The following is a 12,785-nucleotide window of genomic DNA, read 5'->3' as shown; positions in this document are numbered from 1 at the left end:
GGATCAGTTAAGGTGTAAAAGTGGTTACGCCAAGAACGTCTGCTACCGGCACCGCTTTTTGCCGCGCCAGAATTTGCTGCGGTGCTATTTCACGGCGCAAGCCCATATCCTGCTCTGTGCGGATTAGCGTACCACGCAATGAATTACTGAATACATCAGTAATTTTCACATCGACAAAACAGCCTATCATGTCTGGCGAGCCTTCAAAATTAACCACCCGGTTATTTTCGGTGCGGCCGGTCAGTTCCATAATATCTTTTTTCGACGGCCCTTCTACCAGAATACGCTGCTCGGTACCGAGCATGCCACGGGCAATTTTCAGCGCCTGCTGGTTAATGCGATCCTGCAATATATATAACCGCTGTTTTTTCGCGTCTTCGCTGACATCATCCGGCAAGTCTGCTGCCGGTGTGCCTGGGCGGGCGCTGTAAATAAAGCTGAAGCTCATATCAAAATTGATTGCAGCAATCAGATCCATGGTGGCCTGGAAATCGGCATCGTCTTCACCGGGGAAGCCGATAATAAAATCAGACGACATGCTTAAATTCGGCCGGATTTTCTTCAGCTTACGAATTTGCGATTTATATTCCAGCGCGGTGTGGCCGCGTTTCATCAGGTTTAAAATGCGGTCAGAGCCGCTTTGTACCGGCAGGTGCAGGTGATCAACCAGTTCGGGTACGTCGCGGTATACTTCGATAATATCGTCAGTAAATTCCACCGGGTGCGAGGTGGTGTAGCGAATACGGTCAATGCCGTCAATCGCGGCGACTAAACGCAGTAATTCCGAGAAATGACAGATAGTGCCGTCGAATTTTTCACCGCGGTAGCCGTTAACGTTTTGGCCCAACAGGTTGACTTCGCGCACGCCTTGTTCGGCTAGCTGGGCAATTTCAAATAACACATCATCCAGCGGCCGGCTGACTTCCTCACCGCGGGTATAAGGCACCACGCAAAAAGTACAGTATTTTGAGCAGCCTTCCATTACCGACACAAAGGCGGTTGGGCCATCGGCTTTGGGCTCGGGCAGGCGGTCGAATTTTTCAATTTCCGGGAAGGACACATCCACCACCGGCGATTTATTGCCGCGCACGGCGTTGATCATTTCCGGCAACCGGTGCAGGGTTTGCGGGCCAAAGACGATATCAACATAGGGTGCGCGCTCACGAATGGCCGCGCCTTCCTGTGAGGCTACGCAGCCACCGACACCGATCACTAAATTCGGGTTTTTCTCCTTCAGCGGACGCCAGCGACCCAGCTGATGGAATACTTTCTCCTGTGCTTTCTCGCGGATAGAACAGGTGTTTAGCAGAATAACATCTGCCTCTTCTGCCTCTTCGGTCAGCGTAAAGCCGTGGGTAGCATCCAGCAGGTCAGCCATTTTGGATGAATCGTATTCGTTCATCTGGCAGCCCCAGGTTTTAATGTGCAGTTTTTTGCCCATTGTGTGTCGTTACCTGTATTGTCACTTGGAAAAAAGGGAGCGTATTTTAGCCTGTTCGGGCCCGCGTTGCCAGCGCTTGCGTAAAATGGCTACTTCGAAGTAGGGCTGAGATCGGTTTACCCACGTCAACGCGCCGTAAACCCATCCCTGGGGGCTCGACTATAAACTTCATCCATGAAGTTTATCCTGCGGACCAGCAGAGCTGTTCAAATTCGCTCCCGGCGAATTTGTCAGTCTCCATGCCTTCAACGGTTGACTTAGAGTAAACCGATCCCTGCCTGTTCATAATGAGTTTGCAGAATCGCTATAACAGCCTTTGCCGGGTCGTGATATAACCGGCGTAGAAAATAACCAATACACCGGCAAACCAGGCCATGGTTACCGGCTCCTGCCAGAACAAATAACCAAATAACCCGGCAAAAATGACGCTGCTGTAAGTCCACATACCTATATCACTGGCTGGCGCCACGGCGTAAGCGCGCGTCATCGCCAGTTGGCCAATAGCTGCCAGTATGCCCATACCAATAAAAGCCAGCCATACCTCATTATTGAGTGGTTGCCAGTAAAACGGCAGCGGCACAGCAGATAAAATGGCGGTAAGCAGCGAAAAGTAAAACACAATACGCACCGCAGGCTCGGTATCAGACATATAGCGGATAGTGGTTTTGGTTACGGCTACCAACACAGCAGATACCAGCGCCACCAGCATAATGGCATCAACAGTGCCAGCGGTGCCGGGCAGTGCCAGCATGACACCAACAAAACCCAGTGCTATGGCAAACAGTGTCAGGCGACTGGGGCGCTCTTTTAACCAGAATCTGGCGATAATGGGCACAATAAAAGGTGATAGCAATAATACCAGCATGCCTTGCGCCAGCGGCAAACGCGCCAGCACATAGAAAAAGCAGTACATCGAGATAAGCCCGGTTAACGCGCGGCTAAGGTGCAGGTACCAGCGCTGGGTTTTTAGCAGACTAAAGCCGTGCTTGTACAAGAATGGCAACATCAGCAGCAAGGCGAAAAAGTTGCGGAAAAATACCACCTGCACTTCTGAAGCGGTGCCGCTGGTAAATTTAACTACAGCGCCAATACCAGCGAAGCAGGCTTCGGCCAGCAGCAGTAGTAAGGCTCCTTTGGCTAACGGCGACAATATAACAGCCTGCAGCGTGGGTAATAAGGCCCGCTAGTATATCAGAGCTACGCTGGGCATCAGCAGACGCTGGCAGAATATATCGCAATCTGGCGGCTGCCTGGCGTTTGTTACAGCTCGGTTTGTAAAAATGCCGGAATATCTGCTGCAGGCATCGGTTTGGCGAATAAATATCCCTGGATCAGGTAACATTGACGGCGGTTGAAAAACGCCAGTTGTTGCTCGGTTTCTACGCCTTCTGCCACACAATACATGCCCAGGCTGTTGGCCATACTGAGCATGGCTTCAATAATGGTTTCATCGCTGCTGTCGATGCCGATATCCTGTACAAAGCTGCGGTCAATTTTAATGCCGTCAATCGGCAGCTCTTTTAAATATTTTAGCGATGAGTAGCCGGTGCCAAAGTCATCCAGTGCCAGTTGTACGCCCAGTTCGCTAAGCGCCTGCATGGTATCAATAGCACTTTGATGGTCGCGCATCAGAGCGCTTTCGGTAACTTCAAACCGCAGGCAATTGGCTGGCACCTGATATTTTTGCAACAAAAACCGGGTATGCTCTACCAGTGCCGGTTGTTCCAGATGCTGGGTAGATAAATTAACAGACAAATACAGCTGATAGCCGTCCTGATGCCACTGGCGTAAGTCGCTCAGTGCTCTTTCCAGTAACTGATGTGTCATATTAATAATAAGCCGCAGCTCTTCAGCCAGTGGAATAAAGTCTGCCGGAGAAATTAACCCTTCACTGCTTTGCCAGCGGATCAACACTTCAGCCCCCACTACCTGACGGGTTTGGCTATTAACGATAGGCTGATAAAAGTTAATAAATTCATCATTTTGCAGTGCTTTTCGTAAGCGGGTTTCCCGCGCCAGCCGCATATGGGCTTTTTCGTTCATTTCGGCGGTAAAAAACTGGAAGTTGTTACGCCCGGCTTCTTTGGCATGGTACATCGCCACATCTGCATGCTTTAGCAGCTCAATGGCATTAATGGCATCATCAGGATAGATGGCTATACCAATACTGGGTGACACACCAACGGTATGAGTGCCTAGCTGCATGGGTTCACTGACAACAGTCAGCATTTTACGGGCAACATGGCTGATATTGTCTGCGGTTTTATAGCCTTCAAGCAGCACAATAAACTCGTCGCCGCCCAGGCGGGCTACGGTGTCGCTGTCGCGCAGGGTAAGGGTTAAGCGCCGGGCTACTTCTTTTAGTAATAAATCGCCGACATCGTGGCCGAGCGAGTCATTAATCTGTTTAAATTTGTCCAGATCAATAAAGCACAGCGCCAGGGATCGCTTGTCACGCTTGGCCTGGTCAATACCGTGGTAAATACGGTCCATTAATAAGGCCCGGTTGGGCAGGCCGGTCAGGGCATCATAATTGGCCAGGTAGCGCAGTTCATCTTCGGCTATTTTCTGGGCGGTGATATCGGTAAACACCAGTACGAAAAATGCCAGTTCCTGCTGCTCGCCAATGGCACTAACGTTAATCAGTGTCGGGCGCTCACGGCCATCGGGAGTAATAACCAACTCTTCCCCTTGCCAGTGCTGGCCCGGTTTCATTTCTTTTAACAGCCGGGTGTAAAAACGTCGCCGCACCAGACTAATGCCCAGATGGTGGGTGCGGGGTTGGTCAAGGTATTGCTCCACGCTGCCAAAAGCATCAGCAAAAGACTGATTTGCCGCTATGACCCGCTGGCTGTTGTCCAGAATAACCACCCAATCGCGGGTTTGCTGGAAGGCTTCGCCAAATAGACGGGCTTTTTCCTGATTGGCGCGGGTTTCGGTGATGTTACTAAAGGTGCCTATTACTTTGGTTACGCTGTTATCGATGTCATGTTCAGTGGCTTTACCCAGATCGCGAAACCACAACCAGTTACCGCTTTGGTGTTGCATACGGTAGGTAAAATCAAAGCCTTGCTCAGGCTGCTGTAAAAAGCGGGCCCACTGGGTGCTGAAGCCCTCTCTGTCGTCAGGGTGGATCAGGGTTTGGTGCTGCTGCAGTGTCAACGGGTTCATGCTTTCGTTATAACCGAGCATGCTATGAATGCGCGATGCAAACAGCAGGTTAGTGTCGGCCTGCCATTCCCAGGCACCGCTGTTTACCGATGCCAAAGCTTGCTTTAAGCGCTGTTCACTTAGCAGGGCTTTATTATGTATGCTGCGCAGCAGCGCATGCTGATGGCGGCGCAGCCGGTAAACTTTATACATCAATAGTGTCAGCAGGGCGGCGTAACTTAGCAATGCCCAGCCGGATAGCCAGAAGGCGGGTTTAATATGTAATTGGATTTTGGCCGGGGCACTTTCGGTGCCGCTTTCGGGGGAAATAGCCACGACGTTAAAGGTGTAATCGCCACTGCTTAGCTGCGGAAAAATAACGCTGTTGCCGCGCTGGGGCGGGTAATTGATATTTTGTTTGCCTTCCAGCCAGTAGCGATAACGCATTTTATGCTGGTTGCTAAAATTCATCGCGCTAAATTGCAGCGTGATGCCAAGATCTTTATGCGACAAGCTAAAATGCCGCTCATTTAAGTTAGTATTTACCGGCTTAAAATTGCCAGACAGTAAACTGAGGCTGGTAATAATAACGCTTGGCTCGGCGCTTTGTTGCTGTAGCCGTGCCGGATCTACCAGTGTTACACCGCGCATGCTGCCAAAGGCCAGCCGGCCGTCAGCAAGTGTAGTAACTGCGCCGCCATTATATTCATGGGTATAAATACCGTCATCGCGGGTAAAAAACTCAATTTGCAGAGTATTGGTATCAAGCCGGGCCAGGCCATAATGGCTGGAAAACCAGATATCATCATGTGCATCCAGTTGCAGGTTGTACACCGCATCTGATAGCAAGGTGTCGTCTACGCTATAAAAGTGCAGTAGCTCCAGTGTGTCTGTGGCAAAACCTAGCAAACCTACGCCTGACATACTGATCCACAACCGGCCTTGTTTATCCTGCTGCATCGAGTTGGCAATACGGCCCAGCATAGGTTGGTAACCGGGTGCCTGGTAGATCAGACGCTGGCTGTTAGTTTGTGGCTGCCACAGCCAGATTTCATCCGGTTTTGCCACCAGCAACCCCATGCTTTTGCCGGTGTAAACGCCCAAAATAGTGCCGCGGCTGTCACTGGATGCACTGAAATCACTACTAATGTCTTCAACTGTGCCGTTGGCCGGTGTGTAACGCATAAGTTTGGTATCGTAAAAGAAATACCACTGCTGCTGATACAGAAAATAACTGCTGTTTCTGGCGTTTAAATAATGTTTGTCACTTTCTTTGATATTGGAGGGTATTTGCAGGCTGGCGGTGGCGGTATCAAACAAGCGCAGGCCGTTGGCGTTAACCAGCCACAGGTTGTGGTTATCGGCCGGGTAAATAGCGTAAATAGTGCCGTCATGCTGAATGGCTTTGGGGTCCGGGTTTACTAAATAGCTGGTGTTTGTACCGTTATGTAGCTGATTTTTATTCAGGCCATTGGCAGTACCTATCCACAGTGTCTGGCTGTCGCTGGCCAACAGGCTGTAAACCACATTACTGCTAAGCGTGGTGTTATCGTTATCAGTGCGGACAATCTGGCTAAAGGCCTGGCTGCGCGGATGCCAGTAATAGGCGCCATTGTCACGCGAGGCCAGCCAGTAGCCACCGGCTTTGTCGGCCACAATATCAATAATAGTGTTTTCAAATAAGCCCAGGTTGGCATCGCTGAAGCGCAGCACAAATTCAGTGCTTTGCCGCTGCGGATAAAAACGGTACAGGCCGCGCTCTGTGGGTATCAGGACGTGGTCATCAATCCACTTCAATTGCCAGATATTCAGCGAGGCAAGCTCAGTTTTAGCCTGATAAGGCTTCTGGTGCTGCAAATAAGCCAGCATATCGTCAAGGTTAATGCTGTACAGGCCATCGACGGTACCTATCCACAAACGGTTATGCTTAATACTCAGCAATTTGCTGTGTAGCCGGTCATCTGACACTATACTGCTGTCTAAATAAGGCAGGTGCTGGTGCTGGTTGTTGCTAAGGTTAACGGCAATAACACCATTAAACGCGGCTATCAGTGCATAGCCCTGATAATATTCAATATTGCGCAGCCAGCCGTTGCTATAACCCGCGTCACGGATATCAAACAGTTTTTCATGGCTGCCATCAGTTAACGACAAACGAAATACCGCGTGATGGGTGCTCAGCAATAAGCTATCGCTGTTGTACGACGCCATACCGGTGATAAAAGTGCTGTTTGTCTGGTCGTTCTGCTGGCGTAAACTGCCCGCCAGTTCGATATAACCACTGGCGCGGTTAAAACGGTACAGATCGCCGGTAGCGGTAGCGGCGAAAATGCTGCCGCTGTTGTCCTGCAATAAACGGGTAAATGAAATTTCTTTTAAACTGGCAACTGCCGTGCCCACCTGCACCACATGGTTACTGTCAAAACGGTTAAGGCCACCCTCGGTAGCCAGCCAGAGAAAACCTTCCTGATCCAGCAGCAAATCGTTAACTGAACCCTGTGTCAGCCCCTGATCCGGTGTCAGTGGGCGCAATAGCGGGGCCGCAGCTAAGTTGAACACAGCCAACATCAGAAACAGGGCTGCAATACGCATCAAAGGCTGCACAAAATTCACTGAAACTCCCGTTCACTGTAGCGTGATTATTATTATTGCTGCTACATCTGCATTGTTGTGCAGAACATATACTGAGAGTGAATAGCTTGTCCAGTTTTCTGACGACAGCACCCGTTATCGTTGCTATTTCAACCAAAGCAGTGCCAATTGCACTAAGGTTACGCTTAGTGCCAGCAGCATAAAATACAGCTGAACAAAATGCACAACCCGCACGGCGTTGCCAATGTCCTGCCAGGCGGGGTCGCGCTGGTACGGTATACGGCTGCGCTGCAGTTTAGTATTGCCATAATAAACCGGGCCGCCAATATTGCAGCGCACTGCTACGCTGGTGCAACACAGCAGTAAAAAAGACAGAGCGTTAATCTTAAGCCGTGGTATCTGACGAATTTGCTTATAGCAGCGGTTGATACCATGCTGCAAAGCCAGAATAACACTACCAATTAGCATCGCCGGGGCGGCAGTAATAGTGGCAAGCCAGGCAGCAGGTACGCCAAAGTGAGTGTTTAACGGCAGTTTACTATTCCATTGCTGGGCCAATTCCTGCAACAGCCGGTATGCCAGGGCGGCAATACCACCGCCCACTAAAAACCAGCAGCACACACCCAGCATCAGTTTAGTATTACGCAGTACTGTGCTTTCCAGCATGGCTTTACTAATACCCATTGCTGTCAGGCGGCTGGTGTCGCGCAGCACGAGTTTTGTCGCTTGCTCTTTTGCCAGCATTAGCTGGCCGCGTTTGAGGCTATCGCTAACGCTAAGAATGTGTTTACGCTGTTGTTGCCAGTCCAGGCTGATATACAGCAGCAGGGCATCGAGCAGTTGCGGCAGCTCAGAGAACTGATACAGGCTGTAGCATAGCAATAACGGCGGCGCTGTGGCGACAATCACGGCCAGGTTGCCGGAGATCAGCTGCTGCTGTGGCGGCCGGTTAGGATCAGGATGAACTTTTTTTGCCAGTTGCCGGGCATAATAACGAAACAGTGTTAACGGATGATAGGCCGCAGGCAAGCTAAACCAGTTAGCTGCCAGCACTACGGCCAGCAGCATTAATGGCGCAAACCAAAGCCCTGTTGGCAGCACGTTACAGGCTTACACCGGCCAGGCTGCTAATCAGTTCAGCAACCATGGCTGAACTGTTTTTTGAGGCTACCTCCAGATAGGCTTCGAAAGATTGTGGCGATTCTTTACCGGCTATATCGCTTAAGCTTCTGATCACCACAAAAGGTGTGTGCAGCATATGACATACCTGAGCAATAGCGGCGCCTTCCATTTCAACTGCCAGCATGGTTGGGAACTGCTGACGGATAACAGCTATGCGCGCCGGATCACAGATAAAGCTGTCGCCGGTAGCAATAAGCCCTTGTTTGGTTTTGCAATAACCCAGTAATTTAATACTTTGTTCGGCAGCAGCTACCAGAGCCGGGTGCGGTATATAAGCGGCGGGCATTTGTGGCACCTGGCCTATTTCATAGCCAAAGGCGGTAACGTCAACATCATGGTGGCGTACTTCGGTGCTGATAACGACATCACCAACACTTAATTGCGGGTCAAAACCACCGGCTGAACCGGTATTAATAACAGCGTCTGGTTTAAAATGCTGGATCATTAAAGTAGTGGCAACTGCAGCGGCAACTTTACCGATACCGGATTGCACCAGCACAACAGCTACGCCATTGAGGCGGCCGCTGTAAAATACGTAAGAACCCAACTCAGTAGTTTCTACATCAACGATTTGCTGGCGCAACAGCGCCACTTCCGGCTCCATGGCGCCGATAATACCGATTAATTGCATGCTGCAGTCTCTGTCATTACAAAGGCGTTAGTATAAAACGCCGGGCTGACAAAATCCCGCTTTTCATTATCTAAAGCGTTGTTTAAACCCTTTACCGGGCCAGCTCAATGGTGTTTGCCACTTTATTGTCGGTCAGGCGGCCTTGCTGATAATCACTGATGGCCTGTTCAATTTCGGCCATAGAGTTCATTACAAAAGGGCCATACTGCACTATCGGCTCGCCAATAGGTGCTGCTGCCAGTACTAATAAACGGCAATCGTGCTCGGCATACAAGGTTAGCGCCGTGCCGTTAGTTAGCACACCGGCATGGTGCTGGGGCACTTTGCGCTGCTCTTTATCATCTACCACGTTAATATCGCCGGCATAGGGGTAAACAAAAGCACTGTGAGTCAGCGCCAGTTGCAGCGTTATTGTCTGCCCGGCGGTCAGGTGTAAATCGTAATACTGCGGCTCGGTGGTTAAGCCCTGTATCGGCCCTCTTTGCTGGATATCAGCGGTTTGCAAAGTGCCTGCAATCACTTTGGCTTGGCCTTGCGCTAAGGTTATCTGCGGGATCAACTCCGGGCTGATATCAACATAAGCCGCGGGTTTCATTTTTTCTGCTGCAGGCAGATTTAGCCATAACTGAAAACCTTGCATTAAGCCAGCGTCTTGCTGTGGCATTTCTGAGTGGATAATACCCCGGCCTGCGGTCATCCATTGTACGCCACCGCTTTTAAGATGGCCCTGATTACCCAGATGATCCTCATGCAACATGTGGCCTGCCAGCATATAGGTTACTGTTTCAAAACCACGGTGAGGGTGCGGTGGGAAGCCTTTAATATAATCTCCGGCCTGGTCTGAGCCGAAAAAATCCAGCATTAAAAACGGATCCAGCCGGGTATGCTGGTTTTGCCCCAGGCTGCGCTTAATTTTTACCCCGGCGCCATCTGATGCCTGGATTGCAGGGATCAGGCGTTGCACTGTGCGTGTAGTCATTATGGTTTCTCCAGAAATAATGCTTGCTATTAAAGCTTAGCGTTAATGGAAAGAAAATTACATTATTCACCACTAAGCATTCTAAAAATTAGAATGTTTGCACCAGGCTGGTGGGTTCAGCCAGCGTTAAGACGCTGAGACTAAGCTGTGCCTTAATAAAAATAAGTCTCACGTTGCAATTTAAGTGTGACTCAGTGTGAGAAACCTAGGAGTATAAGATGAAAAAATCAATCGTATCAGCAAGTATCATTGCCGCAGTTTTTGCCGCCGGTGCCCAGGCTAACATCAAATGGGATTATGTTGGTGCAGGTTACACTGATATTGGCCCGGATGGCCCTTATGTTGAAGCTTCATACCGCCTGGACAGAAACTGGGTGCTGGACGCCGAGTTTGCCCGCGTATCGCAAGGCCCGTTTGATGCTAACATGCTGAAGGTGGGTGTAAATTACTTAACCGGTTTTAAACTGGATTTTTCGCCTAATACCCAAACTTATATTCTGGCCGGTTTTCAAAATGCATCAGGTGATGCAGATGACTCTGGTGGTTATGGTGGTGTGGGTGTACGTCACCCGTTAACACCGCAGGTAGAACTTTACTCTGAAGCCAGTTATCACTCTATTGGCGATAATTATGGCAGTTTTGCCGGCGGTATCGCTTATCACCTGAGCCCGGACTGGGCCATTCGCAGCAATGTGGCGCTAAACAGCGGTGACACTAAAAACGAATTCCGTTTCGGTGTGTCTTACCAGTTCTGATCTGCTACTGTTTTTTACTGCACAACCGTTTAACCGAACAGCGCCTTTTGGCGCTGTTCGTGTTTTAGCAGCCAGGCTTTTTTATCCAGCCCACCGGCATAACCGGTTAAAGTGCCGTTGGCGCCTATCACACGATGACACGGCACCACTATCGCAATAGGGTTGCGGCCATTAGCGGCACCTACTGCTCTTACTGCTTTAACATTGCTGATGCCACGGGCAATATCGGCATAGCTGCAGGTTTGGCCAAAAGGTATAGCACACAGCTGGCGCCATACCTGTTGCTGAAATACCGTACCACTGGCTGTCAGCGGTAAGCTGAAATGGCTTAAGGTGCCGGCAAAATAGGCACTGAGCTGTTGCGCGGCCAAAGTTGTAAGCGCTGAAGGTTGCTCCGCTGCCTGGCGCGTGGGCACAAAGCTGATGGCAGTGATACCACTAGCGGTTGCTAAAATATGTACCGGCCCTAACGGGCTGTCGATATATTGGCTAAACATATTAATCTCCGGGACTAAACCATAACTGAAAGGTGGCATAGCTGCGCCACGGCGCCAGGCTACTGGTATCAGTGGCAGCATTACCATTACGGGCCAGTGCTTTTTGCACACCAAGATCGCCGGCCAGCCAGATATCACTGGCAGATAAACCGCGCAGGCAGGCGTAGTTTACCGTCCAGGGGCCGATGCCTTTAATACTGAGCCATTGCTGCGGTGATGCATCAGGTGTTGCCATCACAAAGTGCGCCAGGGCTTTTAGCGTGTCGCGCCGCGCTTGTGGCACTTTTATCATTTCCAGGTCGCTTTGCGCTACGGCCTGCGGGGTAGGGAACAGTTTTTTGTCACCGGCCACCGGCTCAGCCAAGGCCTGCACTAAACGATTAAGCTGGGTGCGGGCACCGGCAACACTAACCTGCTGCCCCAGTATGGCCCTGACGCCCGCTTCCCAGCTGCACCATAAGCCAGGAATACGCAGGCCGCTGATTATGCCTTGGCTAAATAAAGCATGCTGCTGCAACTGGTGCTCTATCTGCAACATATTGGCATCCAGATCCAGCAGGCGGCGTAGTTGCTGCACCAGGCCAAATAGCCCTTGTTTAGCGGGCCAGTGCAGATTCAGCTGTAAGCTGCTGTCCGTTTTCGGCGTTACTTCAAACCAGCCTGCACTCTGTTGATAGCTGAACGTGCGGCCATAGCTTTGCTGATCTACCCAATCGATACCGTCCAGCGTGCGCGCCTGCCAAAACTGCAGCATAGTGTGCCAGGCCAGTGGCGGGCGGTAACTCAGCTCCAGCTGGATCAGCTCCGGCTCAGGACTGTCATGCCGCCGGCGAATAGCGCCGGGGCTAAGTTGCAGTTGTTGTTTAAAGGCATCGTTAAAACGCCGGACACTGTTAAAACCAGCCTGATAAGCAATGGCACTGATAGGCAGAGCTGTTTCATGCAGCAGTTTTTTGGCAAATAACACTTGCTGGGTAATGGCATAGTGTTTTGGCGCCAGCCCCAGTTGCTGCTGAAACATTTTGCGCAGGTAACGCTCACTTATACCAAGCCGTTCTGCCAGTTGTGTCTGGTTTTGTTGCTGTAATGCGCCTGCATCAATCAGTTTTAAGGCGCGTTGTAAGGTCGTATCTGTACCTTGCCAGGCGGCAGAGCCAGGTGCACTGTCTGGCCGGCAACGCAGACATGGCCGGTAACCGGCTGCGCAGGCAGCAGCTGATGAAAAATAATAGCTAACCTGGGCCTCGGCCGGTGCTTTTGCCGGGCAAATAGGGCGGCAATAAATACCGGTGCTTTTTACTGCTGTAAAAAACAGGCCATCAAAGCGGGCATCTCTTGCCAGGCGTGCCTGCTGGCAGATATCGGTGCTTAACATAATGTGGTCCGGCTTACGGATAATGGCCAGAGTATATCAGGCAATAACCATGACGTTAGCCGGATCCGGTACTCAATAGTAAAGATGTGTTACTTCATTATTTGTGTTGTTGCTAAGCTTAAAGGCAACGCTTAGTATCAGCAGATTACCGCAGGCCCGCTTGGCCATAACGAACAGGAGTTC

General features: G+C 50.6%; 9 protein-coding genes. 1 reads left to right on the top strand and 8 read right to left on the bottom strand.

The features are described 5' to 3' along the window. Positions 1–7: 7 nt before the first annotated feature. From miaB to BLW68_RS13745, 6 genes are all read right to left on the bottom strand, one after another. On the bottom strand, positions 8–1,441 hold the full coding sequence (miaB, locus tag BLW68_RS13770) for a tRNA (N6-isopentenyl adenosine(37)-C2)-methylthiotransferase MiaB (RefSeq protein ID WP_092794435.1): 1,434 nt from the start codon (positions 1,439–1,441) through the stop codon (positions 8–10). Positions 1,442–1,745: 304 nt separating this feature from the next. Then, positions 1,746–2,591 carry a DMT family transporter gene (locus BLW68_RS13765; protein ID WP_092794432.1) on the bottom strand — a complete coding sequence of 282 codons (846 nt, stop codon included), beginning with the start codon at positions 2,589–2,591 and terminating at the stop codon, positions 1,746–1,748. 110 nt (positions 2,592–2,701) lie between these two features. Then, positions 2,702–7,204, bottom strand: coding sequence for an EAL domain-containing protein (locus tag BLW68_RS13760; protein ID WP_092794427.1), 4,503 nt, complete (start codon positions 7,202–7,204; stop codon positions 2,702–2,704). A 123-nt stretch (positions 7,205–7,327) separates the two neighbouring features. Continuing rightward, positions 7,328–8,251, bottom strand: a complete 924-nt coding sequence (locus BLW68_RS13755; protein ID WP_143039969.1) for a cobalamin biosynthesis protein CobD/CbiB — start codon at positions 8,249–8,251, stop codon at positions 7,328–7,330. A gap of 34 nt (positions 8,252–8,285) precedes the next feature. Then, the gene (gene mtnN, locus BLW68_RS13750; RefSeq protein ID WP_092794421.1) at positions 8,286–8,996 is read right to left on the bottom strand and encodes a 5'-methylthioadenosine/S-adenosylhomocysteine nucleosidase; all 711 of its coding nucleotides are present in this window, start codon (positions 8,994–8,996) and stop codon (positions 8,286–8,288) included. Between the two features lie 91 nt (positions 8,997–9,087). Further along, positions 9,088–9,975: a pirin family protein gene (locus BLW68_RS13745; protein ID WP_092794418.1), complete on the bottom strand. Its 888-nt coding sequence runs from the start codon at positions 9,973–9,975 to the stop codon at positions 9,088–9,090. Between the two features lie 218 nt (positions 9,976–10,193). Here BLW68_RS13745 and BLW68_RS13740 point away from each other — a divergent pair, with 218 nt between their 5' ends. Next, positions 10,194–10,730 carry an outer membrane beta-barrel protein gene (locus BLW68_RS13740; protein WP_092794416.1) on the top strand — a complete coding sequence of 179 codons (537 nt, stop codon included), beginning with the start codon at positions 10,194–10,196 and terminating at the stop codon, positions 10,728–10,730. Between the two features lie 29 nt (positions 10,731–10,759). Here BLW68_RS13740 and BLW68_RS13735 read toward each other — a convergent pair whose 3' ends face one another. Continuing rightward, positions 10,760–11,227 carry a methylated-DNA--[protein]-cysteine S-methyltransferase gene (locus tag BLW68_RS13735; protein WP_092794413.1) on the bottom strand — a complete coding sequence of 156 codons (468 nt, stop codon included), beginning with the start codon at positions 11,225–11,227 and terminating at the stop codon, positions 10,760–10,762. 1 nt (position 11,228) lies between these two features. Next, a complete protein-coding gene (locus BLW68_RS13730; protein WP_092794410.1) occupies positions 11,229–12,602 on the bottom strand; it encodes a DNA-3-methyladenine glycosylase 2 family protein in 1,374 nt (457 codons plus the stop codon). Positions 12,603–12,785: the final 183 nt, after the last annotated feature.

Source organism: Rheinheimera pacifica, from assembly GCF_900108485.1.
GTDB lineage: Bacteria > Pseudomonadota > Gammaproteobacteria > Enterobacterales > Alteromonadaceae > Alishewanella > Alishewanella pacifica.
The sequence above is the reverse complement of the archived record's forward strand: the minus strand, read 5'-3'. Positions and strand labels throughout refer to the sequence as shown.